Here is a 25,647-nt window from a genome sequence, read left to right on the forward strand (position 1 = left end):
TAGCCATGGTCGCGACGCCCTACGAGGATCTGCTCCGCCGCGTGCTCGCGGAGGGCACGCCCAAGTCCGACCGCACCGCGACCGGCACCACCAGCCTGTTCGGCCACCAGATGCGGTTCGATCTGTCCGAGGGATTCCCGCTGGTGACCACCAAGCGCGTGCATCTCAAGTCGATCGTGCACGAGCTGCTGTGGTTCCTGCGAGGCGAGTCCAACGTCGCCTACCTGCGCGAGAACGGCGTCACCATCTGGGACGAGTGGGCCGACGAGAAGGGCGACCTGGGGCCGGTCTACGGAGTGCAGTGGCGCTCGTGGCCCACACCGTCGGGCGACCATATCGATCAGATCTCGCAGGTGATCGACACCATCCGCCGCGACCCCGATTCCCGACGCATGATCGTCTCGGCCTGGAACGTGGCGGAGATCCCCGACATGGCGCTGGCTCCGTGCCACGCCTTCTTCCAGTTCTACGTCGCCGACGGAAAGCTGTCGTGCCAGCTGTACCAGCGCAGCGCCGACATGTTTCTCGGCGTGCCGTTCAACATCGCGAGCTACGCCCTGCTCACGCACATGGTCGCCGCGCAGACCGGCCTCGAGGTGGGCGACTTCGTGTGGACCGGCGGCGACTGCCACATCTACGACAATCACGTCGACCAGGTGCGCGAGCAGTTGACGCGAGACGCGTTCCCCGCCCCCACGCTCCGACTCGCTCCACGTGACTCGATCTTCGCTTACACCTTCGACGACATCGAGATCGTCGACTACCAGCACCATCCCGCGATCAAGGCACCCGTAGCGGTATGACGATCGGGTTGGTGTGGGCGCAGGCGCACGGCGGCGTCATCGGCAAGGACGGCACGATTCCGTGGCGGGTGCCCGAGGACATGGCGCACTTCCGTGAGGTCACGGGATCCAGCCGCGTCGTCATGGGACGGCGTACCTGGGACTCGTTGCCCGCACGGTTCCGCCCTCTGCCGGGCCGGACGAACATCGTGCTCAGCCGTGACGCGTCCTGGTCAGCGGAGGGTGCCGCACGTGCCGCCACGATGGACGAGGCGCTGCTCGGCGGCCACGACACGTGGATCATCGGCGGCGCGGACATCTACCGGCTCGCCCTGCCGCACGCCGATGTCGTCGAGATGACCGAGATCGATCTGGACGTCCCCGGCGGCGACACGGTCGCTCCCGAGGTACCGGCATCGTTCACCCGGACCGAGGGCGCCTGGCAGACGAGCAGCGCATCCGATGTTCGCTATCGATTCGTGCGCTACACGCGCTGATTCGCCGCGCCGGGGCCCGCTGAGCGGGACAATACGACGCATGGACAAGAAATCGCTGACCGCGCTCGCTCGACAACAGCTGAAGCTGGCGAAGACCGCGTCCAGCGGGCGGAGTTCGCACACCGTCTACGGCGGACATCAGCGCAGCCTGCGGCAGACCGTCGTCGGCCTGGCCGCGGGCAACTCGCTGGCCGAGCACGATCTGAACGGGGAGTCCACGGTCCTGGTCCTCAGCGGCCAGTTGCAACTGGTGAGCGGTGAGCGATCCTGGAAAGGTTCCGCGGGCGATCTCCTCGTCGTCCCCGACGCCCGCCACAGTGTGGAGGCCGTCGAGGACGTCGCGTTCCTGCTGACCGTCGCGATGTAGGACGGGCAGGCCGGAGGCCGGTCGATCGAAGACGGTCGTCAGATCTGTCAGACGGCGATGGCTTCGCCGCGTTCGCGGTCGCGGGCCAGTGCTCGGTCGCGTGACTCCTCGAAGCGCACCGCCTGCTTCTCGAGGTCGGCCAGGTAGTCGGCCACCATCTCGCGCAGCTTCTCGCCCTCGGGTCCGAAGTCGGTGCGCTCGAAGATGTCCCACTTGCGCAGCACCGGCATGATGACCTCGTCGAGGTGCTGGCGCAGGTCGTAGATGCCGTACTTCGCGATGAGGACGGCGTTGCGACGGAAGTCCGGCTGGTTGAGCCCCGGCATCTGGAAGTTCATGACGACGTCGGCGATCGCCTTCATCGTCTGGTCCGGCGCGAGCTCGATGGCCGCCGAGCACATGTTGCGGTAGAAGATCATGTGCAGGTTCTCATCGGCCGCGATGCGGGCGAGCAGTGCGTCGGCGATCGGATCGTTGCAGGCCTTGCCGGTGTTGCGGTGCGACACCCGGGTGGCCAGCTCCTGGAACGTCACGTAGGCGACGCCGTGCAGCAGGTTGGCGCCCTCCATCGGCGAGTCGATACCGACCGTCATGTGCTCCATCCGCGCCTGCTCGAGCGCGACGGGATCGACGCTCCGGGTGACGACGAGATAGTCGCGCATCGCGATGCCGTGGCGGTTCTCCTCCGCGGTCCAGCGACCGACCCAGGTTCCCCAGGCCCCGTCCATCGAGAAGTTCTCGGCGAGCCCGCGGTGGTAGGAGGGCAGATTGTCCTCGGTCAGCAGGTTGGTGACCATGGCCGCCTTGGCGACCTTCGACAGCGACGACTGCTCCGGCGACCAGTCCTGGCCGCCCAGCATTGCGAAGTTCTTGCCGTCGCTCCACGGAATGTAGTCGTGGGGGTTCCACGGCTTGGCCAGCGTCAGATGGCGTTCGAGATTGGTTTCCGCTACCGGCTGCAGTTCGCGCAGCAGCTCGATCTGTGACAGCACCTGTGGCATGAGGTTCCCCCGTGACGCGTCGTGTTCCGTCGACCTGGCCGGCCGACGAGAGGTGACGCTAGGACGGGTCCGATCGGGCCACCGCCGCCTTGCGTCGATGTTGGGACGAGTCGCAGGACGGTCCGATTCCGCCTGGCTCGGGTCACAGCGCCGCGAGGAAACGCGGGACGAAACTACACATATGAACTTTTATTGCCCTACAATCTGAACTTGCGCCCCGTTTTTGTGCGAGTGACGAGCCAGTCGACCGTCGACGTGGAGGGAAACCGCCACGTGACACGGAGTGGACGTACGGCTCGCCGACCGGAAGGAACTAGTTACGTGAGTGTCGAGAACACGCAGTCGTCCCAGGCGGCTGCGGTGGAGAAGAGCACCACCGGACTCATGGTGGCAGGCCGCACCGGCGTGCCGCCACGCGACCTCGAGAACGTCGCTCGTCGGACGGTGGGTCAGCCGGCTGCGGCCACCCGCACGTCGACACTCGGCGCGACCCTCCGGGCTGACGTCACGGAACTGACGGTGTCCTGCCTGTCCATGGCCGTCGGCGTCGGCGACGCACCCACCACCTCGGACGAGGACATCGCCGAGCTCGGTGGCCGCGCGGCGCAGTGGGCCCGCGAGGGTGTTCCGCTCCGCGCCGTCCTCGGCGTCTACCACGAGGGCATCCAGATGGGCTGGGACCTGGTGTCCGAGCGCGCGACGGGCAATCTCAAGGCTGTCGCCAAGGCGTTCGTCGCCCTGTCGGAGCGCATCTCGACGGCCGCGTCGGCCAGCTACGTCGACGAACTGCAGGCCGTCGCGAGCGAGCACCACACCGCCGCGCACACCGTCGTCACCGCACTGCTCAGTGGCCACAACGCGCGTTCGGTGGCCCGCCAGTCGGGCATCGAGCTCGCCGACTCGTTCACCGTGCTGGCCGTCTCCATCGCCGCGCATCCCGACGAGTCCAACCCCGCCCTGCCGCGCGCGGTCACCGCCCGTCGCAAGCTGCGCCGCGTGCAGGCCGAGCTGGCCCTCGTGTGCGACCGCTCCCCCCTGTCGATGCTGTCCGCCGAGGGCGGCACCATTCTCGTTCCCGGCGAGCGCGACGACGAATGGGTCGCCACTCTCGTGGAGCGCATGTCCGTCGCCGCCGAGACCGCGGTCACCGCCACGGTCGCCACCAGTTCCGTCAACGACGTGCCGGCCGCCTCGGATCAGGTGCACGAGCTTCTCGACCTCGCCCAGCAGCTTCGTCGACCCGCCGGTGTCTACCGCATGACCGACCTGGTTCTCGAGTACCAGCTCACCCGCCCCGGCCCCGGCCGGGCGTACCTGTCACGCGTTCTCGTCCCGTTGGACAACTCGCCCGAGCTGCTCGAGACCCTCGAGATCCACATCAACCACGACCTCAACCGTCAGCGCTCGGCGCGTCAGCTGCACCTGCACACCAACACGGTCGACTACCGCCTCAAGCGGATCGCGCACCTCACGGGGTTCGATCCCACGCGCCCGTCCGGAATGCGGCACCTGCAGGCCGCACTGGTGGCACGCAAGCTGGAGGCCATCTCGCCCAGCGCCTGACAGACATGTCGACCCGGTAGAGTGCTGAGCGTCAGCCCGGCTCTCGCCGGGTCGGCCCTCGTAGCTCAGGGGATAGAGCAACCCTCTCCTAAAGGGTAGGTCGCAGGTTCGAATCCTGCCGAGGGCACCACGTTCATGCTGGTGCCGCCGCTTTTCTGCTTGTCGAGCGCACGCTACAAGCACGCCACCCCGCCCCCACCCCCGCACGCTGCGGCATAACCCGGTGTTGTCAGTCCGCCTCGATATGATCCTTGCGTGACAACCAACGATGCCTCTACCGGGCAACCATTCATCCCCCTAGGCATGGACGGCGACGAGCTGGAACGCTTCACTGCACTCAGGGATGACATCCCGCCTTGGTTGGAGAAGTCGCTTTGGGACTGGATTAAGCATGAGTTTGTCGTGCAAGGTCGGTCTGGCGCGGCCTCAGTTACTCTTTTCGATGAGGCGCTCGTGCGCGAGGTAGAGCGCAAATTGCACGTACCTATCGGCTGGGACGGGACTCGCGCTCGGGATGTAGAAAATGCCTTCAACTGGCTTCGCTTGGCGTTTTCTAGCAACGACGCACTCCGGACATGGCGTCTTGTCGACTATCTCCTTGCGACGAAGAACGATGTTCGCAAGCTGCAGCTTGGCAGGGTGCTGACACAAGCTGGATCAGCGTGGAAGGTCGACACGCGAGACGGCAGGCCAGGACTCGTTAAGCGATTGCCGTCCGGTGTTGCGGAAGCTGCTAAAGCTGTATTCACGCACGGTGATGCAGGTCGGCGGCTCGAGTCCGCTTGGGCGTCGGCTTTTGGTGTCAGTCCCGACCCCGAGACTGCCTACTCTCGCGCCGTGAAGGCTGTCGAAGACGCCGCAATTCCCGTGGTCAACCCTGGTAACGACAAGGCGACACTGGGAACTCTGATCGGTCAGATGACCGGCGGCGGCAAGTTCAATCTTCCCTATCTGCGTCAACATGCGGGTGCCACTTCACACGACGTGTTGATTTCGATGATGCAATTACTTTGGACCGGCCAGCACGACCGCCACGGAGGGCCGTCCAGCGTGGGTGCCCCGAACGTGACCCAGGACGAAGCGGAGTCTGCCGTCATCTTGGCGGTCACTCTTGTCGGTTGGTTCGAAACCGGGAAGGTCGTTCGGTAGCCAGTCACGAAAGCTCATGCTGTCGGTGCCGGTAGGTATGGTCCGTGACGTGAACAGGACGGACGCGCTCTATGCCCTAGGAAGACTGCTGGCCCCTGCTCTCGGACGAGTAGTCGAACGAGGCAAGCGAGGCCAGACGCTGGAAGCGTGGGGGTTGAAGCCACACCGAGCCGACGCTGGTACTGCAATGGCCGAGGACGACGAGGATGACTACGCGAACAAGATTCCCGAGGGCGTGACTGGGACCGTTGTGTTTCCGATCATGAATGCGACGGATGCGCTCGCGACAATCAACGCGGTTCTTGCCGAGGCGGGGAAGAGCGCGCCGTTCAAGCACCACACGCCTTGGTTCTTATCCTCCTGTAGAACGGCTTTCGAATCATCGGCCCAAGCAATCTGGATAATGAGCGATGAAGACAGAGACACTCGCAGAGCACGTGCTGCGGGGCTCGCCCGTATCGGTACAGAGCATGCCCGCGAGTACCACGAAGTGGCCATAAGTGCTCACGAGAACAAATTCATGGTGATGTCGGACGAGCTGCTCGCACAGTCGAAGCACCGACTCAAATTTCATACCGACGAATTACGAGTACTTGACACTCTGCCGCAGCAGAAGGGCGGTGGATACAGCGCCATGGTTCGTAAGGCAGCCAATTGGCTCCAAGAAAATCCGCCTGCACACACGACAGACATGGACGGAAAACACTTCCCGACGATCATGAAGCAGCAGTATCGGCTGTGTTCAAGTTTCACTCACGGCCATTCGTGGCCAACCGATTTGGTGCACGGACCGTCCGCCGTACCTGCAATGTTCGCGATGATGGCCGACGCACTTGCAACGGCTGTGATCAGTACGGAATGCGCCATCGCGCTGTTCGAAGCGCAGACAACTGATCCCGCTGCGGGGCGCAAAAACTATTACCCCGACCGCTTGCAGCCGAGCATCGATGCATGGCGGGGTCGATATATGTAGCGGGCAGCTAGCCGAGCCGACCGAATAGCGGCACCACGTTGCTGGGCGCAGGCGCGCGGTCTGCCGGTGCCGTGGGTCGCGTGAGCGGGGCTTGCTTACCGCCTTCGTTCTCGGCGATGTAGTCGGCGTACACGGTCAGAGTCGTCACGTACGACGCATGGCCGAGCCACTTGCTCACCTGCATGTAGTGCTCCCCCGCACTGAGCGACATCACCGCAAAGGCGTGGCGTAAATCGTGCCATCGGCTGTGCCGCAGGTTGAGCGCCACCAGGGCAGGTTGCAGGCACCGCCGGTACACGTTGGCGCACGTCAGCGGCACGTCCCACCGGTACATCGTGGCGGGGTCGCGCACGTCGATGCCTGCCGCCACAGCGCTGGCGCGGGTGTGCCGCCCGGGAAACAACGGTGCGTCGGGGTCGTAGTCCGCGCTGAGCTCGTCGCCGTGGGGATGAACGCTGGCCAGGTAGGTGCGCAGGTCGTCCGCGAGCCAGCCGTCTACGGGCACCTTCCGCCGGGACTTCCGCGACTTCGGGGTGCCGGTCTCCCAGCTCCCGCATACCGGACGACGGGTTCGCTGCACCCGCACCGAGCCACCACTCCCCGCCATAGGGCCGAGGGCAAGGTCGCCCACGTTGAGGCCTTGCAGCTCCCCAGCGCGCACTCCGGTGAACGCCGCGAATGTCACCGCCAAGGCGTCAATCGGCCGGCGAAGTTCACTACGGATGTGGTCGGCCACCGCGCCGATCTGCTGAGCCGTCATCGGGCGTGCGGTGAACGGCTCTTCGCCAGGCGCTGCGCTGGCTGCGCCGTTACTGCGCGGCAGCTTCGCCGAGAGCATCGGGTTGCTGGGGATGGCTCCATCCACCACTGCGAGATCAAGAATCCGCTGTAGGCATTCCCACGCGGGCTTGATGGTGGTCCGTGCCAGGGTCACCATCTCGGTGGGCTGGGCCGGGGCTGCACTGCGGGTGTCGTAACTGCGCTTAGGGCGCGGGCTCAACAGCTCCGCGCGGAAGCGTCGCAAGTCGGCTGCGGTGATGGCCGCCACCGGCTTGTTCCCGAGCGAGCCCTCGACGTACCGCCGATAGACCGACTGCACTTCCTTGGCGTACCGGGGCTTCACGGTTCCTACCAGTCCCTCGAAGTACCGATGGGCGAACGCCGTGAGCGACTGGTCCCCCAGCTTGCGCATCTCGCTGGGCGACTGCGCAGTGACGTGGTGGCGGGCCGCGTTCAGCTCGTCGCGGCGCGCTTCGGCGTCCTCGCGGGTTGCGAACGACTCCTGCCGGGCGCGCGTCTTCTTCCGGCCGCTCGGCTGCGCCGGGTCCGCTGGCACTGGCAGGCCCATCTCGTCGAGAACGGGTTCCTTCCAGATCACCTCGTACCGCTTGATGGCCTTGCCCCGGCTCTTGGCGGTGGTCTCGTGGGCGCGGATGTACGCCATGTCAGGCTCCTGTGGTGGTGAGGGCGTCGGCCTTGGCCAGCTCGACTGATTGGCAGAACCGGCGCACGGTGCTTTCGTGCCACACCGGGCGACCGGCAGGGCTGAGTACTTCGTCGGCGGTAAGCGTCCGCGCGATGGCTCCGTAGGTGTGGCCGTCGGCGCGCATCGCGACGATCCGCCGTGCCACTGCGGTGGGCATCTGCCGGGGCCGTCCCAGCGATACACCCTGAGCGCGCTTGGCGGCGAGCGCCGCTTTGGTCCGCTCCCCGATCAGCCGCCGCTCGAACTGAGCGAACGTGGCCAGCATGTTGGCCATCGCCTCACCGGCTGCTGTGGTCGTGTCCACCTGCACGTCTAACATGACCAAGCTCCACCGCTGGGTACGCGCGCGTTCCATGATCTCCGCCGCGTGCACGACGCTGCGCGCCATGCGGTCCAGCTTGGTGACCACCAGCCCGTCCGCCAGGCCAGAAGCCAACTGCTCCAACGCATTCCGCAGATCAGGGTTCACCTGACTGCCGCTGAGTCCTTCGTCTCGCAGGATGGTCAGCTCCCACCCGCGCCGCTCGGCCTCGGCGATGAGCGCGGCCTCTTGCGCTTCCAGGCCGAGGCCACTGTCGGCTTGCTCGTCGGTGCTGACACGCACGTACCCGAGCATCAATGGGCGCTCGCTCATCATCGGCTCCCCCACACCAGTGCTCCGCGGAACGGTGACAGGTCCACGATGACCAGCCCCGGCGCGTAGTCGGCGTCGAGCACGGCCTGCACCTCTGCGCGAATGGCGGCGGTGTCACTGCCGCGCGGGACCATCACGTCGATCTCCTCGTATCCTTCTGCGTTGCCTACGCACGCTGTCCACACCTCGTGGTCGCGTGCGACGGGTCCTCCGTGAAACTCGGTCATGTTGTCTCCCTGCCAGATTGAGGCGTTAACGTCCGATAGCGCCTTACGCCTCAACCTAGCCTGGCGCGGCCAGGGATGACACCTCACTTATGTTGCGATGCAACAGCATTCGTCACGGAGCAATCAGAACGCTGAGCGGCGACCGTTGTACGGGTCTCGCATCTTGGGGGTGATGGCCGCGTTCCGCTTCTTGGGCTTGGGTTCTGGGTCGGGGTGAGCTTCGTCCAAGCTGATGATGGGACTGCCCTTCGCTTTCGCCCTGCGGGGTTTGACGTCGGCACCACCACCGGGTGCCCCATCCGGCCCTGCTGGGCCGCCCTGGCGAGGCTCAGCCCCGTCCAACGGCGGTTGTGGGCCTGCACCGTGGGCCGGGGTGGGCAGGTTGTTGGCGTATGCCGCGCGGACTGGGTTGTACGAGTCGTCCTCCGGCAGCCAGTCGGCGTCGATGATCTCGCCGGCATCGGGGTCCTCCACACCGCGTGCAGCGCGAGACTCCGCGCGGCTGCCACCAACCAGCCCCTGAAACACCTGCTCCCAGGGTTCCGCTGGACCCACGGTCACTTCCACCGCAGTCTTGGCGCTGACGCCGGTGCGGTCCAGGGCGTCGCGTATCGCAGCCAGGCGGACTGCCGGAGGCGTGCTCTCGTCGTCCGCGATGCCCAGCAGCTCCTTCGCCATGCGGTCAGCGGCTCTGTCGAGCCGGACACGCGCTGCGGCTTTCACCTGCGGGGCCGAGCCGCCGTGCATTCGGCACACGGTGGTGCCGTGCATGGGTGGGTTGTTGCATGGGTCGCCCGTACGACGGCTCCTCGCCGAACACCGCGCTCCTTGCGGGTCGCGTTCGTACTTGCGGACTGCTGTGCTCTCGACTGCTTCCGCGCCTACGCCGTCGAGTGGTTCCAAGTTGTCGCTGTTCGTGGTTGTCACGTGTACTCCTAGCCTGAGAAAACTGGTTGCGTTGGACTGCTGGCGGGCACCATCGGCGGCGGACGATAACCGCCCTAAAGGGCAGGGCGGCGGTTATCGGACCCAGCACGTTGGCCGATAACCGGCTCCGATAACCGAACCGGTTATCGCCCCCTAACTGGGCTCTTCCGATGCGCTGTGGGTGCCCGGTATCGGACCGGTAATCGTGCGGTTATCGGACCGCACACCGTTAACCGCGCGGTAAACGCCCTGCCGCAACAACTTTGGGCAGCGCCTCCGATAACCGGTTTACGTGCCCTGCGCACGGGAGTGCGTCCACGTTGCGGCATTTCCACCTCCCCCGTTGCCACCTTTCGACCCGGCGGTGTAACCCAGAACCCCATCGCGGTGGAGCTTGTCGAGCCGCCGTCGGACGTTCGACTTGTTCGCGGTGTAGCCGTCGTCGCCGCGTTCCTTGTCGTAGAGCGCGCGGACGCATTGGGCTTCGGTGATGCCCGCGCTGCCCGCTGCCAGGGCCAGCTCCACAAGCTGCTGCGTGGGGTCCGACGACACCGATGCCCCCGACCCGTGTGTGTGATCGACGATGAGCGGACCCACGCGGTCCATCGGTTGCTTGAGGTGGCTCAGCTCCACGGTGCGGGCACCGGCTTCACCCCACAAGAGAACAACCGAGCCCTTACCGGCGGTCAGCCATCCCGACCCGTACACGTCGGAGAGCTTGTCGGGCTTGCGGTTGTCGGCGTTCGCCTTGCGTTGGTGATGCAGGTCCACGTACTCGGTTCCGGCGGCGAGGATGTGCTGCATCGCCATGTTGATTCCCGAGCCCACCTCGTCACTGGCGAGTCCGGATGCCAGGTCTTTCAGGCTGTCGACGACGACGAGGCCAGGGTTGCGGCCCACCGTGGCCACCCAGTCCGCGAACACCTTCGGTGCCTGGGACGCATTGATCGGCGGTGGGCCTTTCCACACGATCAGACGCTCGCGCAGAACGTCGGCAACAACGTTGTCGGCGGCGTCGACCATCCGCGCCAACGACCGCCGGATCTGCGGAGGCCGGTCCATAGCCAGGTACAGCACCGGGCGGTCGTCGGTCTGCACCGGCAGCCCGAACAACTCGGGTGGACGCAAACCCATGCGCGCGAGCACAAGTTGTTGCACCACTGTCGACTTACCGACACCCTGCGGGCCGCAGATCATCAGCCCTTCCCCGGTGGCCATCAGTACCTTGTCGTCGACGCCCCACAGCGGATCGGCCTCCGGCGCTTCGGTGAGGAAGTGCAGGCCGTCCAAAGCGCGGTCTGAATTCAACGCAAGGAGCCGCTTGGCCTTCTCCTCGTCGTACCTGGCGCGGGCTTGGTCTCGCACCCGCAGCTTGCCGATCTCCATACGGAGCTCGATGTCGTCACTCGCGCCCGGTTCGCTGCTCTTGCGAATTGCGTCAGCGACGACAGGATCGATCGACTTTCTCTTTCGGGGTTGCTGCCGGAGGAACCGCTGCACCACCACCGGGGCGTCGGCAGCCGCCGCGACCTGCCCAGCGTTCATCCCGTCGCCCACGAGCTCGGCGATGGTGATCGTCTTGAGTGTCATCCGCGCGCCGCCAGCGTGACCCGCAACGGCGACGTGCCGTACGCCCGCTCCTCAACGCTGAGGACCGGTCGAGCACGCGCCTTGGACACTGCACCTCGTACTGCCCGGTAGAAGTCCGCCGTGGCGACCGACTCGGTGCGGGCTTCTCCCGGCAGCTCCCCGGCCCGACGTCGGTCCATCACTTCCAGATACGCCTGGCGGATCATCTCGAGTGCGAGCGCCAACCCGGTACGTCCTTCGGTCGCGGCGAGCACCACCGCCAGCACCCGTTTCGTCATCGCCGCGTGCGCGGACGGATCGTCCTCCGTTCCCTGAGCAATCAGTTCGACCAGGCCCGGATACATGACGAGGGTCTGCATCGCCGGGCTCATTTCGTCCCAGACGGCGTCGGCTCCGTGTTGGGCGTGCACCCACTCCCAGGCCTCACGAGGTGCCGTCGGTACCGATCGCATCGTCGGAGCTGTCGGCGCGACGACGATCGCACGCTCGGCTACGGCGTTGACGATGCCCAGCCGGGTAAGCCCCGGCGCAGCGGGGTTCAAGGCCGTCCGCACCGCCACAGGCCGGTCTATTTGCTTGTGGTTGACGGTGCCGGGGCACCGCAGGATGTGGCTGAGGTCGAACACGCTGTCCACACGAGCACCGGCCTGCACGTGATCCGCAGCAGCGGCGACCAATCCACCCCACCCAGCGCAGAGTTCACGCCACCGTTGCAGCGGCCACATCTCGCCGGCCGAACCGTCGAGCTGCCAATGCTCCGCGACGCGGTTCGGCTGGGTGCGCGAACTCCGCACACGCCACAACGGTTGCAGTCCGTGGCCGCTCTCGATCAACACCGACGGCTCCGACCCCACCCAACGGCTGAGGACCTCGACCACCGCGTAGCAGCGTTCCATCGAGGCGAGTGAGCCGTCCTTGACGTCGAGGTCGGCCCATACCGCGCGGACGCGGGTGACGTCGGCCTCTGTTCCTCGTCCTCTTGCCACCGATGGTGAGATCGGATTGACGCCCCACCACACGTCGCGGTCCTGCGGAGGCACCCATCTGGACACGTCGCCGACGGTCGTCAAACGACTGCCGAAGTGACCATTCATGGGGTGGTTCAAGCTGATGCGCTCGGTGGGCCGATGCTGAAGGACGTCGAGGGCATCCGGTAGTCGAAAGTTGCGCTGTTGCAGCAGAACAGAATTGGGCATATCGTGGGTCACGCTTAGGGCCTTTCGTCGGCCGGGTCGAGGTGGTGCTCGACCGATAGATGAACGGACGGACCGGCCACCTCCCCCAGCTTGAGGTCGGTGGCCGGGCCTGGCATCAACGCCAGGGAGCGTCGATCGGGACGAACATGTCGACGCCTGGATACTCGGCTTGCACCCAACTGAGGCAATCCGTGCAAGCGGTGATGACCCGCAGCACCGCTCCGCAGGTCACGGCAACACCACCGGCAGAACCACTGCGTCCGTCAGACGTTGGAACCCACGCGCACAGGGTGCAGTCGTGTCCGTGCCTGAGCGCCAGCAGTTGCTCGGCAGCCGTCCGTGACGTCCAGCCCAGCGAGACGGGCCACAGGTCTCCGGCCATCGCACTCAGTTGCACGTGGGACGACCCGAAGGCCGCACCGGTCGCCACTTCCTGCGCGGCATTGTGAAGAGCGTGCAGCTCAGCGCGGCGCACGCCTGGCACCAAGTCACCCGCGTAATTTCCGACCAATGACGAATGCGCGGCACTCAGTCCGATTCCGGGCAGGAAGCCCGGATCCCCCTCGATATCGATAGGGCTCGGCGCTCCTTCGCGCATTGCTTCGAGCACGGAGGACAGGATCGGGATGGAGTGCGCGTCCGGCGAGTAGCTCTCGGCCTTGGCTGTCTGCAGCGCCGCGTCGATCTGCTCAGCGTCCGGCGACAGCTTGCGGAAGTTGTCGTGTTTGAGAGCGGGATACTTCTCAACCAAGTACGCGCGCTCTCCTGAAGCCGGGGTGCTCATCGGGTCATCCCCAGCAGCCAGGCCCGCACGTCGTTCTCGGACCACCGAAGTCGACTTGCGACTTTGTGCGCCCTGAGCTCGCCGGCCAGGGTCGCTCGCTTGACGCTGTTGTGCGTGATCGAAGTGACGCCGAAGCTCTGGGCCAGTGCAGCGACGCCGTCGCGGTCGAAGCAGGGCATGGATGGGTCGTAGTTCGGTGCTCGCCGGGGCGCGAGTGGGTCCGCGTGACGATGATCTACTGCGGTGTGGGACGGTGCTGTGCTCATCAGGGCCTTTCGATTAGATGGCCCTGAAGAACGGAGGCAGACAACACAGCTCATTCAGGGCGCACACTTCAACCAATGAATGAACCTTGTTCGCACTACCGATGTTGGCAGGGAGGGTTCCACTCCCCTGAGCAGCAGCTCGGCTTTCCATGAGCCAGGGTGATACGGCTCAAGTGGGGCGGCTGCATCGGTCGAACTGGTCGCCGCGCCCATTTGCCATGCAGTTGCCTGCAGTACCACTACGGTACGCCGCCGGTACCCAGGTGCGCAACCACCGCCCGCCGGAAGGCGTTCCAACACAGTCGCTTTGGGTTCATTAGCCGAAGTCAGTGTCGCCCTGAGTTCGACGGAGAAGCTTTTGACTGAGTTCTGAGAAAACCGACACACCCCAATCGGTCGGCAACGAGCCGTCTCAGCGTGAACAGGAAGCACAGACACACGTCGACCCTCGGGCTGAAGGTAGGCCCGAGGGTCTTCGCGGACTGGTCGGAAGGCGGCGACCGTCTTTCCTGCGTTCGGGCGTGGCTCCCTACTTGCAGGACGTGTGTTGTGGTGCGGGCAGCTAGGCCACGCGCCAGGATGGGCAGTCGCTGGTGGCTGGGCATCGCCACATCCGACGGGCACAGCCACGCCGCCCACTGGCCCGCATGTGGGTGCTCAACGGTGCGCCTTGCGTCCTGCGGCTGTCGAGCTGCTGGGCGAGCGCATCGTCTTGGAGCCCGCCGACGCGCGCCTGGGCGTCGACGACGCGCGGGTCGGATTGGGCTTGACCGTGACCGTGACCGTCTTCGCGGGCTTGTCCAACTTCGGCGTCACGTCCACACGGCGGTCGGGCTTGCCGTGGTACCCGACGATCCCTTTGACGACTGCACCGCGACCTGCGGGCGACTTGAACTCGGCACCGACTTTGACGCCCTTGTAGTCGCCGCCCTGGCCGACTTCGAGGTTCTTCTCGAAGCTGCCGTTGACGTAGGCGCGTCGAACCTTCTTGGTGGCCTTCCGGCCCGACGCCTTGGTGGCCGACTTGGCGGCACGCGCAGCCGTTCCAGCGGTCGTGGCGAAGCGCCCGTTGCGGTCGCGCTTGGGTCGTCGGACGGCCATCACGCGCCGCCGAGTTCGCCGGCCGACCGTTCGGCGATCAGCTCGGACACTGCCGTCAGCTCGTCCGACACCTCCATGTGTGGCAACAGTCCGTGGTATCGGCCACCCTGACTGGGCGGGACGGTCTCCCGTCCGCGTCGCGTCAGACCTTGTCCGTGGCTGAACTCGGACTCGCCCGGCGCGTCCCGCTTGCCGTACGACGGCACACCTACCGGACGGGAACCGGCCTGTCCGGTCACGACCACGCCCACGTCGGCGGGGTGTAGGTCAGGTCCGTATGCACCTGAAGCACGAAGGCCGCGCCCCGGTGCCGGACTCCGGTGCCGAACCCACGAGCGAAGTAGCTGTCGACAAGCGGGTAGCGGCTGTCACCGCCGGGGATGATGCGCAGGCCCTGATAGTCGGGATTGGCGTGCTGACGGAACGCCACCGGATTCATCGAGCTGTTGGGGCCACCGGTCGCGACGATTGCCACGTAGCCCATCGGGATGAGCACGTCCGAGATGACCCACGCGGGGCCGTACGAGCCTGCGACCGGGAGCCCGCCGTACTCACCGGGAGCGATCTTGCCGATGACGTTCTCATCCGTCAGGTAGGCGGGGGCCGTCGCCGACTGAATGAAGTCGAACTTCGGGAAGATGTCCTCCGACTCGCCCGACAGTCGCGGTCGGGACGGAACGCCGCGCCGGAAGGTGCTGATCTGGTCGAGCTCGTTCGGATGGCACAGGATCAACAGCTGCGACCCCTGCGTCACGCCGTAGCCCTTCTCCGAGACCGACTTGATCGCGTGCTCCAGGTCCCGTGAATCGAGCACCGGCGCACCCGTGGAGAGCATGTGGCTCGTCTGCTGGGGGAAAACCTGCCCCATGTACGGAGGAGGTGCCAGACCGTCCTTGCCGGTGTAGAGCGGGCGCACCGGGTGCTGGAACTCGTTAGACCCTTGGGTGTTGTCGAACAGGCGACGCAGCACCGTGCCGGTGACCTTGCGATTGTCGGCCTCGATGATCTCGCCGATATGCGCGCGGACATGTTCCGCAGTGGCGTCTCTTAGGAAGCGCCACGTGAACCGAGCTGCGGTGTCGTAGTCGTTGAAGTCGTAGCCCATGAGCAACGGCTCGAGCTTGGTTTTCGATGCAACGGGGACGCCGTACTCGCTCGCCTTCTCGAAGTCCACACCCTTCGGGCTCTGCACGATGGGGTCAGCGATCGACGTCGTCGAGTAGGACACCAACGAGGAAAGCTTCGTCCTCTTCTCGTTCAGCACCGAGACGACGGCAGCGGACTCATCCCACAGTTGGTTGATGGGCACGCCGTCCGCAGTCCGGCTGACGAGGGCGTCTCCGGCGTTGCGGTAGCCGCCCGGGTCGCTACCGAAGATCGGCGCGAGGTAGGCGGCAGGGATGCGGCCAGGGCCGGTGGTCCACGGGTCGGGGCGGTGAAAGACGGGACGGCTGAGCGGTCGAGTGGTAGTCACTTGGTTCTCCATCAGTGCGAGGCGGTTGCTGGCTCCTCCTCCGCACGGCGAAGTGAGGGGTGGCCTCTGGCCTGATGGGTCCGGTGACCCTTCCGGTGCACCTGGCGGGCGCGCTGCGCCACTGCCTGGCTTGCTGTGCAGGCAACAGTAGGCACACCATCGGAACACCGCCACCCCGCCCCCACCCCGGCCACCGGGGGACGTACTGGGCGCTACCGCTGCGCAACCTGCGGTGTACCCAAGCACGCTATCTCCGCAGTTCAGTGCGGATTTACCGACCATTTCGGGGCGCATCAGCGCAGGTGGCAGCTACTCGGAAAACGGCCCGGCAACCCTCTCCTAAAGGGTAGGTCGCAGGTTCGAATCCTGCCGGGGGCACCACTGTTTGCACAGCCCAGGGCATGTTTTCGCACTCTCTCGGACGGCCCCGTTTGATCCCCGTTCGGGAGGAACGCAATTTGCGGGGTGGTTGAGTCCCGGCCGCCGCAGGGGCCGCAGGTAGCCGGAAATGTCGGTGTCCTCAGATAATCTGCGTCGCATGACTGACTACTACCCACACATCAAATCCATCTCGGACGACAGAGGTCACTCGATCTCGAATTTCAACTATTCGATGCCCGTCGACGCTCTTCGAACCGGCGATGAGGTGCGCCCCGGCGACGTAGTGAAGTTCACGTGCGTTGGGGAAGATCCGAAGAATCGTGAACTCGAGTGGACGCTGCAGTCTAAGGGCGGTCTCGTGATGCAGACAGCGACCGGCAACGAGGCGACCATGACGTGGACCGTTGAGGACGGACAAGTACAAGATAATCAGCTCATGGTGATCAGCATGCGAGCACTGGGCACCAAGTATCACCGTCACGGAACAACCGATCACGGGGTGCACTTGCGCTACCGCGTCATTCCTCCCAACGATGCCGACTGAGTAGGGAGCGAAGATGACAGAGACACGGGGTGGCCTCTCCTCTTTCCCCGGAGCGATGGAACCGATACCGGTGCCGCGATCTCGGGCAGTTGTCATTGGCGCGATGATCCGACGTTTCATCGACTCGATCGGATCGCTGAATCGAGCTACACAAAGCGTGTTCGCGCTTCTCGGCGTCGGCCTCATCGCAATCGCCGCGACCAAGCCCAGCGCGGTCACAATCACAATCGCGGTCACAGGGTTTCTCGCTGCCCTCATCGTGGCGGCTTGGTACCGCTCGGAGTCTGAGTACCAAGCGATGAGAGAGGGCTATCTCCAAGCCCTCGTTCGGGTCCGCGCACGCACCGGATACTCGGAAGGCCCCAACCCTTTCGGTCGGACCAACTACGCGGTAGATGGCGGGTTCGGGGGTGGGCCGTTCTCAGGCGGCAATGGTGGCAACGGTGGGAACGGTGGCGTCGTCTATGGCGAGGGCGGAAGCGCCAACGGTGGCAACGGGGGCGCGGGTGGTCCCGGAGGCTTCCCCGGCGGCGGCGGCGGCGGCGGGAGCGGCTGGCAACCTCAGTAGCTATGACCAGAACGCGCAACCATCGCGCGCCTCGGGGCTGGTCACGAGTAAGCTACTCGCCGGTAACTTAGAGGTCCGGTGATCGACTTCTCCGAATTCTACTTTCGTACTGCATTCCGGCCCCGAAACCGACCGTCTGCATGATCCCCTGACCTGCGGTTATGCCCCTGACCTGGGGTTATGCACTCTACCTCTCTAGTAAACGCCAGGATCTTCATGTCAGAGAGATCCGGGGAAGGGGCGAGTCGGGGTCGATCTCCCCCGAATTCCCCTGTGCCGCATAGCCCCCCCCTACCAATCGACCTGCACACAACACGCAATCAGGTTGCGCAACAGTCCCTCTCGGCCTCGAAGCATCGGAAGGCCATGACAGCGCGGGGATGACGGGTCATCGGCGGGTGTCGCTGGCGACGTGCTCGGGCCTTCCAACCGACGACGACCGACCATGACCTCTCGAGCTGGCGGGGTGTCGTGGCGCGGGGCAGGTGGCGAGATCCGCAACTCAGGACTAACCCTCGGTTGCCGCTGAGCCGTCCATGACGGTCGGGGGTACTCGTGCACGGCGACGGCAATCGAGATGTCACAGCGTCGACGTGAGAGGGCAGCACGAGCGACCACACGAGGCAGGCACACGAGGCAGGCAGCACGAGCACGAGGGCAGGCACACCACCACCACGGCCACCACCTCGGGCGCACGGGGTAGTCATGTGGTGAGGCCGTCGCGCTGCTGCTCTGCTCGTGCGAGTGAGAGGTAGTGAGCTGTGGTCAGGTGCGATGGGGTCTCACGGCACTGGCGTATGCGAGGGTGCACGTTCTGTCCGTTGCGATCACAGCACCACAGCGAGGACGGCAGGAGCACGCTCTGATGTGGCACTGCTGGTGTCGGCGCGGGGCGGGCAGGCAGGGCGGTAGCCACGAGAGCTGATGGTGGTGGCATACGTCGAGCTGGTCCTAAACCCTTGCGCGTGTTGCACTTTCGGTGGGTCGGCATGAGTCCTGTTGTGTCGCTGATGTCGTCGCGCAGTTCCATCGGGGTCTCGTGGTCTGTACAGAATTCCTGGGGCGAATTGCGCGGCGCATTCCTCGGTATCTCGGTCCCGCACAGATAGCAGATGACCGGGTTACCCGACGCGTAACATGCGGCCTTGAATTCGCGGGCTGCCTTTCGCCACGCATAGGAACTGTGATCTGCCATGTCATTCTCGATCCGTTGTGAATGCGAATGCGAATAGGGCTATATCCCCCGAACAAATGCCAACGGCCCCGGCTCTTACCCGCCATGCCAATGAACGGATTGTGCCGGGGCCGTTGGGTGAATCCGCTGGCGCTGCTGGGCCTAGGTGGTGCTATGCCGCGCTGCTCTGCGGACTCGAGATCGGTTCACGCCCTGGGCCAGTGGGTAGGAGCGGCTACGCGGCTGGAGAAAGGGACCGCGCATAATGCCGCCGCCAGAGTGTGAACCGAAGCTTTCGGGGGTTGGTGTGTGGCCCGCCCAAGCCATCCATCCGACAGAACGACACACCAACCCCGTCTCGGTTCGAGGGCTCAGTGCCCCGGAGCGAGGAAAGTAGCCAAGCCCTCCGGGAACCACCTCGAACCGTGCTCAATGCTACCCCGTCAGTTCGGCAGTTGCTGAACCAGTTTCGACGGGTCGGCGGTCGGAGAATCCGGGAGAGCGCGCCACGTCGAGACCGGGATACCCTCTCGGGTACCACCTTTCGGACCGATGTCCTGTTGCCGCCGTGCGACCTCGGATTTGAGCCACTGGCCCGCCCCGATCATCGCACCAAAAGCATTGATGCCGAACATCACAGGATGCCGGAGTCGACCACGAAGGCGCTCGGGTGCGCGACCTGCACATCGAGCCTCATCGTGGCCAGGAAGGCGATCTGCCCCGAGTCTGCATATCGTTCTGTGAGAGTGCGGATTTGGAACTGGGACCGAAGTCCGATCAGTACCTGCCTGTAATCACCGGTCACGATCTGTGATGCGGTGCTGGACGATCCGACCGTGAGGTTCACCGGGACATTCGTGCTCGTCAGGACCGGCAGACTTGAGGTCGGCGGGTCGAGGTACCGGCCCTGTGAATCCTTCAACAGCGCGAGGTTGGTTGCCGTGCGCGGTGCCACGATATGCGCGGTCGGATCCCAGTTCGCTGCTCGGACAGCGCCAGCGGCGGCGATGAGCCAGTCGTAGTTGGTCAGGGCGGTCCCGTTGGCTCCGTGCGCGGTCGCTGTGACCCCGGCGGTGTTGACGACGCCGGTCGGGTTTGCGCCCGTGCCTGAGCCGTACAGAGCTGCGAGATCGAGTCCTGCGGCGAACTGCGCGGCGAAAGCGTTCTCGATGACCGTGCCGACGCTGGGGTCGGAGTCCTCGAACAGTTCCTTGCTCAGAATGATCAGTCGCTCATACGACTTCGCGGTCAGGGTCACGGCGTCGAACGCGATATCCTGTGCCGACCGCTGGGCACCCTCGGAGTAGAACGCTGCTGCGCCCTCGTTCGTGATGCGCGGGATGCGCAATGTCGCTGCGGACATCGGGACGATGGTTGCCCCGGCCTGAATCACTCGGGCCTGAGCGCGGGCAACGTCGATGACCTGAGCCGCAACGGGAGTCGGGACGAGAACGCCACCGGCCGACTGCGTTCCTTCGACCAATGCGCGCTGCTCGGAGTCGACACCACGCCAGTCACCGATACCCACACCTCGGAGGATCTGGTCGAGACTGATTCCCGCGTGCTCGGTGTGACCGTTCTGCCGATTCCATTCGGAGAACGACTCATCCTTGCGGAGCAAGAGAGCACCCTTGAGACTGGGCTTCTGGTCGCGTCTCTCGGTCTTGAATCCACCGGGTGCACCGTCCTCGTAGCCAATTGCGCCAGCTGCAAAACCGTTTTTCACCGACTCGGCGCGTGCTTCGATCTGAGCCTTCCGGGTCTTCGCTTCATTGAGATCCCTCTCGAGAGAGTCGAATCGGTCCGCGTCCTCCCCCGTGAGGTTGTCACTGCGGGTTGCCAATTCGGTGGCCTCGGTGCGGGCCTCGGTGATGTAGGCGGTCAGTTCCGCCAGGTTCATCTTGCTGATCTTCATGTCTATCTGCCTTCAGTTCTAGAGATCGAGGAGCCGGAGTCGGCGGGCTGCCTGCTCGGGCGTGATGACGTTGGTGTCGTGTGATCGAGTGCCGAGAATGACCGCGCCGGAGTAGGCCCCGAAATTGACGGCGGACACCTCGGCCAACGCGATCTCGGTGATGCTGCGGCTCGTGTGGTCCCGGTTCCAGGTGTCGGAGATGACCCGCATACCGACCGAGAGCGCGTCGAGTGCACCATCATTGATGAGTTCGAGGACTTCGTCGCCTGCCTGAGTCTTCGAGACTCGGAACTCACCGTAGAGCCCGCTGGCATCCTCTCGGAGCAACGTAGCGCGGCCTAGGGGCATCGAACGGGCGTCGTGCAGCGCCAGGAATTTCACGCGATCACCGCGCTCGGCAATCGTCTTCGCGAAGCTACCGGGGCGAATGGTCTCGGAGAACCGGTATCCGCGCTCGGAGATGTCAGCGGCCTGATTGAACGGCGCACAGATGCCGACGACGGTTCGCCCGTCCGATCCCCGTAGTTCGAGGTCGACAGGTTGGGCGCGGTGCACAATGTTGCTGGGTGACATGGGAATTCCGTTCGAGGACGTGGATTGATCACACGGTCAGACTCGAGAGCGGCCCGGATACGCTGCGGCCCAATGGCTCCTGCCGAGAGGGTGCATCTGCGTTGGTGAGCGTTGCTTCGCTGCTGGCGGTCCCGGTGATCGTGCGCGAGCCGGGCGACCTGCTGGGGACCAGTCTATGCCGTTGCCGGACATCATGCTTCACACACGAGAAGGCCCCGAAACACCCAACGCGGGAGGTGTCTCGGGGCCTCTCAGTGCCCTTGTGGGGCGGTCTCACGCCTCGGGGTCTGGGTTCTCCTCCCAGTCAATCCCTTCGAGGCTGTCAGGCAACGTCTCAGCCCTCGGAATCATGTGCACCGTCGCATCCTCGAAACCGAGTTCGTCGTCCGTCAACCAGTCCCAGTCGACGGCGGCGTACAGGATTCCGGCGGCGCTGAACTCGGCGGTATCACCGACGCGCTGCATCGTCGTGCCCGGTCTGGCGGCGATCTTCTGCCGTGTCTCATCATCGAGTCCATCGAGACTTTCCCGTAGAACCCGCTTCACTTTCTCTTCGAATTCCACTCACTTTCCTTTCCGTTGGCGCTCGAAGTCTTGCCGGCTAATTGCCGGCTCACCTCTTGCGATTCTCGATCTGTTGTTCCGATCGAATTCTGCATCGACTTCGTTGTGCTTTTTCTGGAAGAATTTGTCGAATTCGTTTTTCGGTTTGCTGTTGATTCCTCGCCTCATGCGACGGCCACCTCGTCTGCCGCGTGCTCGGCTATCCGGTGTCTCGTGAGGCCAGCGTTGTTCTCACCCACCGGCACGACATCGCCATGCCGTTCCAGATTCTCGAGGATGGTCACGATCCGCTGTTCACTGCGCTTCACGATGTGGGCGAGACCCGTTCCCGTCATCGGTCCGTGCGCGGCGAGGAGTTGCAGAATGACCGTCTCGACCTCGGTGCGTTCGCGTGATGCGTTGTCAGACATGGTGTTCGGACCCCTCAGGCCCCGTCAGCGGCGGACCCCAGTGCGCCAGCACCCGGACCAACTTCCCGATCTCGGGGACGTACATGAGCCTGCCCGCCTGCCCATAGAAAATTCCGGAGGTCGGCGGACTGGGATGCGCGGCGAGGTCGATCTCGAAGCGCGGGTTGGGCTTCCGGTTCTCTTGTGAGTGATTGTCGCTCATCATGTTTCGCTCATTTCATGTGCAGCGTGACCCATCGGTCACTGGTAGAATTGTCCTGTCAATCGGACAAACTGGAGGTACTTCGATGACTGCTCAGACCCTCGACGCGTCGGCACGGCCCACGTTCACCCGCCCGCTGCGCCGACCGCCGGTCTTCTACGTCGACCCGGCAACCCGCCCCGTCGTGAGTTGCCCCCGTACCGGTCGCCCTGCTCGGGTGCTGGTCCGCTTCTGACACATCCCACACGAGAACGGCTCTCAGCGATCTGGGGGCCGTTTTCGTGTTTCCGGGCACTCGTTTGACCATCCGCGCCTGCCGATCCGTCTCCGTGGACGCTGGGCGGGCGGAATCGGGCGGCGGGCGAATCGCGGAGCGGGCCACTCTCGCGCTAAGCAACCGGGTCGGGTCGGTCATCGCCGTACACGTCCCACAGATGGCCCTGAGACTCGATGACCCACTCGGCGGCGCGGTAGAAGTCCTCCCGTGCCTCAATCGCGGCAGGCATGATCCCGGCCAATGAACCGGGTACGTCGTCAGGATTCACCGGCAGCATCACGTACGGCCTGCTGGCGTTCGGAGGGGAGCACGTTCCCCCGAAGCGCGCCACCAACCCGAGACATACGATGTCGTGAAACTCGGTGAACACGCTCGGGCCGCGTTCGTCTCTCCGATGACCGAGTTGACCGAATTCCGGTGGATAGTCGAGATTGGAATTCAGCCCACTGGGGACAGCGCGCCATTCAATAGCGATGATGATGTAATACCCCGATGACGCTATATCGTGCTGTTCTTCGACATAGAACGGTTCGTCCTCTACGGCGTAGTCGAACTCGATATTCACCATCGTGCACCCGGCCTGAATTCCGGCGGCAGTTTCGAGACGTCGAAAGGTTCCGGCAATTTCTCGTCTTCGTATTCGTCATCTTCATCAGCGCGGCCTGCACTGTCTTTCCGTTTTTCCGGCGAGACGGGACGGCCCCCGGCCGGATCCGGCGTAGCCGGGGGTTTGGTCTTTCTCTTCTCCTCCACTCCACTCTTCACTTCGTTCAGTGTCGTTTCGTTTCGTTTCGTATAGTGGTCCGGCACATCACCCGACACGTCACTCGTGTCGTCACGCGTCACGCGCTTGAGTGCCCAACACCTGTCGGGGTCGCATTTGCTATGGTCACCGGCCTTGTGGCGTCGACTTCGTTCACTGCGAAGGGCGTTGTTTTTGTTCCGCGTTTCGACCTCTTCGTGTGACAGTTGGTCGTCAAAGAATGCGACGATCCGTACCCCTTTTCGACCACCATCCGTCGTCGTTTCGGACAACAGCCCGTCCTCGATCAGTGCGTCGATCAGTGCGGAGGGTCGCGCCACGGTCGTCACGCTGCGCATCATGGCGTACTCGATGAACCCGTCAGTGCCCTGATCATTCGAGTAGCAGAGCATTTCGATATACAGCAGGCGAGCACTACGACTCTTCACGCGAAGCAAGTTCGGGTCTCGCAAGACATTCCCGTCGATGCGGGTCCACATACGCGCTTTACTCATTGCGTAGACCTTTCTTCGACCGACTCATTCTCACCGTCGACAGTCTTTCGAGCATTCCGTTTCAGGACCGCGCCCCGTGGGTCTATCTGGTCCTCGGAATAGTCGCGGGCATCGTCGTATCGGACCCCGCCGACCTGGCCGTAGTTCCGCATATCAGTTGACCGCCTTGAGGCATGACGCGAGGTCGGCTTCACGGATACGGACGGTGCGACCGCCGACGCGATACGCCTTCAATGTGCCGTCTGCGATGTACTTGCGGATCGTCTTCGGGGTGACCTGCAAAGCCTCGGCGGCGTCGTCCTGGGTCAGATACTTTTCGGGCATGGCTGTTCTCCCACAGTAGAATTCATGTGGGGAGGCACCCGCTCAAGCTGTCGTCAGCACCGACAGTGAGCGCGACCCCCACGAGATGCCGCATCGTCGTGGTTCGAAGGTTCCCGATCCATATGCGCCGCTGACCAGCACTCTCGGGGACAAGACACACACTAGAGACGTTTCGCGAACCTTGCTTTACACATCCGCATTTCGGCACGTGGTACCCGAACGTGTCGGCATCGGTGCAGGTGGTTCGCTCAACCTCGGGTCGAGAGTTTGGCCGCGTCGGGTCTAGTTCGTGCCGGTGAACATCGCGTCGAGCTTGTCGGCCAGGTGCGCAGGTCCCGCTCTGCCGATGCCTGCTGATACCGGACCGCCATCGCGTAGGTCGAGTGACCGAGACGGGACATGAGTTCCTTGACCGTCGCGCCGGTCTGAGCGGCCAGGGTGCCAGCGGTGTGGCGCAGTTCGTGCGGTCGTAGTGGCTTGTGGTCGTCGTCGGATCCGTCGAGCCCGATAGACCGGCCTGCCTCGGCCACAGCGCGGCGAAATTCCCAGTCGGTCATGTACTCGGCCCCGGTCCTGCCGGGGAAGAACACCGCGCCACGAGCGGCCCCGATCACGTCGAGCTGCGCCACGAGTGTCGGCCGCACGAACGCCGGGACGGCGATGGTCCTCACCCCCGCGTCGGACTTGGGTGCCTTCACGATCCACCGACCAGACCGGAAATTCACCGCACGGTTAACGGTGACAGTCGACCCGTCTGCGGCCACGTCGGACCGTCTCAGACCTTTCAGCTCGCCAGATCGCAACGTGCAGGTACCGGCCAGGAGAATGGCGGCGCGGTAGGCGGGGTCGGCGGCGTTCGCCACGGTCACGAGCTGCTGCGCGGTCAGGGCGCGGATACGGGCCTTCGACTTTGCGTTCTGCGCGCCGACGACCACGGCGGGGTTGCTGGTGCGTCGACCGGTTCGCACGGCGTCGGCCATCACGGAATGCAGGAGCGCGTACGCGTGAGCCCGTGCGGTCGGCCCGGTCACGAGGGATCGGTGCCAGTCTTCGACGTTGTCGACCGTCACGGCTGCCAGCGCGGTTCGTCCCAACTCCGTCGACGCGATGTGGAGACGAACAAGCCCTTCGTAGTGCTCGCGGGTGCGTTCGGACAGGGTCCGTGCTGCCACGCGCTCAGCGGCGTACTCAGCGACCGTGACGCCCTTTGCTGCCTCGGTGCGTTGGGCGGGCGGGGTCCACGTCTCGGCGTCGATCAGAGCGCGCTCGGCCTTGAGATAGGCGGTCGCGTCCATCCGAGTGGCGAAGGTCCGTCGCGGCGGGTTCCAAAGCTGCCCACGGTGCAGGTAGCTGGCGCGGTAGCGGCCACTCGGCAGCTCGTCCACACGGCCCCAGCTGTTGCGCTTCGAGCGTTTGACCATGACGTGCCGCCTCGGATCGT

The 25,647-nt window shown here is 64.7% G+C and carries 29 protein-coding genes and 2 tRNA genes; 11 read left to right on the forward strand and 20 right to left on the reverse strand.

Annotated features, from left to right (window positions below):
• The first annotated feature begins 5 nt into the window (after positions 1-5).
• From QE449_RS16695 to QE449_RS16705, 3 genes are read left to right on the forward strand one after another with little or no spacing between them, the layout of a single operon-like run.
• Entirely contained in the window at positions 6-803 is a 798-nt protein-coding gene (locus QE449_RS16695) for a thymidylate synthase (protein WP_307109186.1), read from the forward strand.
• Positions 800-1,279, forward strand: coding sequence for a dihydrofolate reductase (locus QE449_RS16700; protein ID WP_027504172.1), 480 nt, complete (start codon positions 800-802; stop codon positions 1,277-1,279). The genes QE449_RS16695 and QE449_RS16700 overlap by 4 nt, the downstream gene beginning before the upstream one ends.
• Positions 1,280-1,319: 40 nt before the next feature.
• The gene (locus QE449_RS16705; protein ID WP_027504173.1) at positions 1,320-1,646 is read left to right on the forward strand and encodes a cupin domain-containing protein; all 327 of its coding nucleotides are present in this window, start codon (positions 1,320-1,322) and stop codon (positions 1,644-1,646) included.
• Positions 1,647-1,693: 47 nt separating this feature from the next.
• On the opposite strand, the gene QE449_RS16710 is transcribed toward QE449_RS16705, so the two are convergent.
• Positions 1,694-2,647 carry an acyl-ACP desaturase gene (locus QE449_RS16710; protein ID WP_027504174.1) on the reverse strand — a complete coding sequence of 318 codons (954 nt, stop codon included), beginning with the start codon at positions 2,645-2,647 and terminating at the stop codon, positions 1,694-1,696.
• Between the two features lie 321 nt (positions 2,648-2,968).
• Between QE449_RS16710 and QE449_RS16715 the strand changes: the two genes are divergently transcribed.
• The 4 genes from QE449_RS16715 (at position 2,969) to QE449_RS16730 (ending at position 6,332) form a co-directional block, all read left to right on the forward strand.
• Positions 2,969-4,210 (forward strand): CdaR family transcriptional regulator, encoded by a 1,242-nt coding sequence (locus QE449_RS16715; RefSeq protein WP_307095423.1) that lies wholly within the window; start codon positions 2,969-2,971, stop codon positions 4,208-4,210.
• Between the two features lie 54 nt (positions 4,211-4,264).
• Positions 4,265-4,340: transfer RNA gene (locus QE449_RS16720), tRNA-Arg, on the forward strand.
• 125 nt (positions 4,341-4,465) lie between these two features.
• Positions 4,466-5,359 (forward strand): hypothetical protein, encoded by an 894-nt coding sequence (locus tag QE449_RS16725; protein ID WP_307109187.1) that lies wholly within the window; start codon positions 4,466-4,468, stop codon positions 5,357-5,359.
• 49 nt (positions 5,360-5,408) lie between these two features.
• Positions 5,409-6,332, forward strand: a complete 924-nt coding sequence (locus tag QE449_RS16730) for a hypothetical protein (RefSeq protein ID WP_307109188.1) — start codon at positions 5,409-5,411, stop codon at positions 6,330-6,332.
• Between the two features lie 7 nt (positions 6,333-6,339).
• On the opposite strand, the gene QE449_RS16735 is transcribed toward QE449_RS16730, so the two are convergent.
• The 10 genes from QE449_RS16735 to QE449_RS16780 form a co-directional block, all read right to left on the reverse strand.
• Positions 6,340-7,776, reverse strand: coding sequence for a tyrosine-type recombinase/integrase (locus tag QE449_RS16735; RefSeq protein WP_307109189.1), 1,437 nt, complete (start codon positions 7,774-7,776; stop codon positions 6,340-6,342).
• A 1-nt stretch (position 7,777) separates the two neighbouring features.
• Entirely contained in the window at positions 7,778-8,455 is a 678-nt protein-coding gene (locus tag QE449_RS16740) for a recombinase family protein (protein ID WP_307109190.1), read from the reverse strand.
• The gene (locus tag QE449_RS16745; protein ID WP_307109191.1) at positions 8,452-8,679 is read right to left on the reverse strand and encodes a hypothetical protein; all 228 of its coding nucleotides are present in this window, start codon (positions 8,677-8,679) and stop codon (positions 8,452-8,454) included. Before QE449_RS16745 ends, QE449_RS16740 begins: the two co-directional genes overlap by 4 nt.
• A gap of 123 nt (positions 8,680-8,802) precedes the next feature.
• Entirely contained in the window at positions 8,803-9,606 is an 804-nt protein-coding gene (locus QE449_RS16750) for an HGGxSTG domain-containing protein (protein WP_307109192.1), read from the reverse strand.
• Between the two features lie 288 nt (positions 9,607-9,894).
• Positions 9,895-11,196: an AAA family ATPase gene (locus QE449_RS16755; RefSeq protein WP_307109193.1), complete on the reverse strand. Its 1,302-nt coding sequence runs from the start codon at positions 11,194-11,196 to the stop codon at positions 9,895-9,897.
• The gene (locus QE449_RS16760; RefSeq protein WP_307109194.1) at positions 11,193-12,248 is read right to left on the reverse strand and encodes a hypothetical protein; all 1,056 of its coding nucleotides are present in this window, start codon (positions 12,246-12,248) and stop codon (positions 11,193-11,195) included. The genes QE449_RS16755 and QE449_RS16760 overlap by 4 nt, the downstream gene beginning before the upstream one ends.
• A 259-nt stretch (positions 12,249-12,507) precedes the next feature.
• Positions 12,508-13,176 carry a hypothetical protein gene (locus QE449_RS16765; protein WP_307109195.1) on the reverse strand — a complete coding sequence of 223 codons (669 nt, stop codon included), beginning with the start codon at positions 13,174-13,176 and terminating at the stop codon, positions 12,508-12,510.
• A 923-nt stretch (positions 13,177-14,099) separates the two neighbouring features.
• Positions 14,100-14,543: a hypothetical protein gene (locus QE449_RS16770; RefSeq protein ID WP_307109747.1), complete on the reverse strand. Its 444-nt coding sequence runs from the start codon at positions 14,541-14,543 to the stop codon at positions 14,100-14,102.
• A complete protein-coding gene (locus QE449_RS16775) occupies positions 14,543-14,782 on the reverse strand; it encodes a hypothetical protein (RefSeq protein ID WP_307109196.1) in 240 nt (79 codons plus the stop codon). The genes QE449_RS16770 and QE449_RS16775 overlap by 1 nt, the downstream gene beginning before the upstream one ends.
• Positions 14,779-16,017: a hypothetical protein gene (locus QE449_RS16780; RefSeq protein WP_307109197.1), complete on the reverse strand. Its 1,239-nt coding sequence runs from the start codon at positions 16,015-16,017 to the stop codon at positions 14,779-14,781. The genes QE449_RS16775 and QE449_RS16780 overlap by 4 nt, the downstream gene beginning before the upstream one ends.
• 302 nt (positions 16,018-16,319) lie before the next feature.
• Between QE449_RS16780 and QE449_RS16785 the strand changes: the two genes are divergently transcribed.
• From QE449_RS16785 to QE449_RS16795, 3 genes are all read left to right on the forward strand, one after another.
• Positions 16,320-16,398: transfer RNA gene (locus tag QE449_RS16785), tRNA-Arg, on the forward strand.
• Positions 16,399-16,555: 157 nt separating this feature from the next.
• Positions 16,556-16,942 carry a hypothetical protein gene (locus QE449_RS16790; protein WP_307109198.1) on the forward strand — a complete coding sequence of 129 codons (387 nt, stop codon included), beginning with the start codon at positions 16,556-16,558 and terminating at the stop codon, positions 16,940-16,942.
• Between the two features lie 13 nt (positions 16,943-16,955).
• Complete coding sequence (locus QE449_RS16795; RefSeq protein WP_307109199.1) at positions 16,956-17,510, forward strand: hypothetical protein; 555 nt, start codon at positions 16,956-16,958, stop codon at positions 17,508-17,510.
• Positions 17,511-19,318: 1,808 nt separating this feature from the next.
• Here QE449_RS16795 and QE449_RS16800 read toward each other — a convergent pair.
• The 5 genes from QE449_RS16800 to QE449_RS16820 form a co-directional block, all read right to left on the reverse strand.
• Positions 19,319-20,599 (reverse strand): phage major capsid protein, encoded by a 1,281-nt coding sequence (locus tag QE449_RS16800; RefSeq protein WP_307109200.1) that lies wholly within the window; start codon positions 20,597-20,599, stop codon positions 19,319-19,321.
• An 18-nt stretch (positions 20,600-20,617) separates the two neighbouring features.
• A complete protein-coding gene (locus tag QE449_RS16805; RefSeq protein WP_307109201.1) occupies positions 20,618-21,172 on the reverse strand; it encodes an HK97 family phage prohead protease in 555 nt (184 codons plus the stop codon).
• 273 nt (positions 21,173-21,445) lie between these two features.
• Positions 21,446-21,736, reverse strand: a complete 291-nt coding sequence (locus QE449_RS16810; protein ID WP_307109202.1) for a hypothetical protein — start codon at positions 21,734-21,736, stop codon at positions 21,446-21,448.
• Between the two features lie 164 nt (positions 21,737-21,900).
• Entirely contained in the window at positions 21,901-22,146 is a 246-nt protein-coding gene (locus QE449_RS16815; protein WP_307109203.1) for a hypothetical protein, read from the reverse strand.
• Positions 22,139-22,351 carry a hypothetical protein gene (locus tag QE449_RS16820; protein WP_307109204.1) on the reverse strand — a complete coding sequence of 71 codons (213 nt, stop codon included), beginning with the start codon at positions 22,349-22,351 and terminating at the stop codon, positions 22,139-22,141. The genes QE449_RS16815 and QE449_RS16820 overlap by 8 nt, the downstream gene beginning before the upstream one ends.
• An 82-nt stretch (positions 22,352-22,433) precedes the next feature.
• Here QE449_RS16820 and QE449_RS16825 point away from each other — a divergent pair, with 82 nt between their 5' ends.
• The gene (locus QE449_RS16825) at positions 22,434-22,583 is read left to right on the forward strand and encodes a hypothetical protein (protein ID WP_307109205.1); all 150 of its coding nucleotides are present in this window, start codon (positions 22,434-22,436) and stop codon (positions 22,581-22,583) included.
• Between the two features lie 154 nt (positions 22,584-22,737).
• Here QE449_RS16825 and QE449_RS16830 read toward each other — a convergent pair whose 3' ends face one another.
• The 4 genes from QE449_RS16830 to QE449_RS16845 form a co-directional block, all read right to left on the reverse strand.
• Positions 22,738-23,193: a hypothetical protein gene (locus QE449_RS16830; protein WP_307109206.1), complete on the reverse strand. Its 456-nt coding sequence runs from the start codon at positions 23,191-23,193 to the stop codon at positions 22,738-22,740.
• A complete protein-coding gene (locus QE449_RS16835; RefSeq protein ID WP_307109207.1) occupies positions 23,187-23,882 on the reverse strand; it encodes a hypothetical protein in 696 nt (231 codons plus the stop codon). Before QE449_RS16835 ends, QE449_RS16830 begins: the two co-directional genes overlap by 7 nt.
• Before the next feature lie 153 nt (positions 23,883-24,035).
• Positions 24,036-24,206, reverse strand: coding sequence for a helix-turn-helix domain-containing protein (locus tag QE449_RS16840; protein ID WP_307109208.1), 171 nt, complete (start codon positions 24,204-24,206; stop codon positions 24,036-24,038).
• Positions 24,207-24,454: 248 nt separating this feature from the next.
• A complete protein-coding gene (locus tag QE449_RS16845) occupies positions 24,455-25,627 on the reverse strand; it encodes a site-specific integrase (RefSeq protein WP_307109209.1) in 1,173 nt (390 codons plus the stop codon).
• Positions 25,628-25,647 lie beyond the last annotated feature (20 nt).

The sequence above is a fragment of the Rhodococcus sp. SORGH_AS_0303 genome, assembly GCF_030819335.1.
Taxonomy (GTDB): domain Bacteria; phylum Actinomycetota; class Actinomycetes; order Mycobacteriales; family Mycobacteriaceae; genus Rhodococcoides.

Coding starts and splice junctions, on each gene's coding strand:
- QE449_RS16695 (WP_307109186.1), top strand. CDS start 6: ATGGTCGCGACGCCCTACGAGGATCTGCTCCGCCGCGTGCTCGCGGAG.
- QE449_RS16700 (WP_027504172.1), top strand. CDS start 800: ATGACGATCGGGTTGGTGTGGGCGCAGGCGCACGGCGGCGTCATCGGC.
- QE449_RS16705 (WP_027504173.1), top strand. CDS start 1,320: ATGGACAAGAAATCGCTGACCGCGCTCGCTCGACAACAGCTGAAGCTG.
- QE449_RS16710 (WP_027504174.1), bottom strand. CDS start 2,647: ATGCCACAGGTGCTGTCACAGATCGAGCTGCTGCGCGAACTGCAGCCG.
- QE449_RS16735 (WP_307109189.1), bottom strand. CDS start 7,776: ATGGCGTACATCCGCGCCCACGAGACCACCGCCAAGAGCCGGGGCAAG.
- QE449_RS16740 (WP_307109190.1), bottom strand. CDS start 8,455: ATGATGAGCGAGCGCCCATTGATGCTCGGGTACGTGCGTGTCAGCACC.
- QE449_RS16745 (WP_307109191.1), bottom strand. CDS start 8,679: ATGACCGAGTTTCACGGAGGACCCGTCGCACGCGACCACGAGGTGTGG.
- QE449_RS16755 (WP_307109193.1), bottom strand. CDS start 11,196: ATGACACTCAAGACGATCACCATCGCCGAGCTCGTGGGCGACGGGATG.
- QE449_RS16765 (WP_307109195.1), bottom strand. CDS start 13,176: ATGAGCACCCCGGCTTCAGGAGAGCGCGCGTACTTGGTTGAGAAGTAT.
- QE449_RS16770 (WP_307109747.1), bottom strand. CDS start 14,543: ATGGCCGTCCGACGACCCAAGCGCGACCGCAACGGGCGCTTCGCCACG.
- QE449_RS16790 (WP_307109198.1), top strand. CDS start 16,556: ATGACTGACTACTACCCACACATCAAATCCATCTCGGACGACAGAGGT.
- QE449_RS16795 (WP_307109199.1), top strand. CDS start 16,956: ATGACAGAGACACGGGGTGGCCTCTCCTCTTTCCCCGGAGCGATGGAA.
- QE449_RS16800 (WP_307109200.1), bottom strand. CDS start 20,599: ATGAAGATCAGCAAGATGAACCTGGCGGAACTGACCGCCTACATCACC.
- QE449_RS16805 (WP_307109201.1), bottom strand. CDS start 21,172: ATGTCACCCAGCAACATTGTGCACCGCGCCCAACCTGTCGACCTCGAA.
- QE449_RS16815 (WP_307109203.1), bottom strand. CDS start 22,146: ATGTCTGACAACGCATCACGCGAACGCACCGAGGTCGAGACGGTCATT.
- QE449_RS16820 (WP_307109204.1), bottom strand. CDS start 22,351: ATGATGAGCGACAATCACTCACAAGAGAACCGGAAGCCCAACCCGCGC.
- QE449_RS16825 (WP_307109205.1), top strand. CDS start 22,434: ATGACTGCTCAGACCCTCGACGCGTCGGCACGGCCCACGTTCACCCGC.
- QE449_RS16830 (WP_307109206.1), bottom strand. CDS start 23,193: ATGGTGAATATCGAGTTCGACTACGCCGTAGAGGACGAACCGTTCTAT.
- QE449_RS16835 (WP_307109207.1), bottom strand. CDS start 23,882: ATGAGTAAAGCGCGTATGTGGACCCGCATCGACGGGAATGTCTTGCGA.
- QE449_RS16840 (WP_307109208.1), bottom strand. CDS start 24,206: ATGCCCGAAAAGTATCTGACCCAGGACGACGCCGCCGAGGCTTTGCAG.
- QE449_RS16845 (WP_307109209.1), bottom strand. CDS start 25,627: ATGGTCAAACGCTCGAAGCGCAACAGCTGGGGCCGTGTGGACGAGCTG.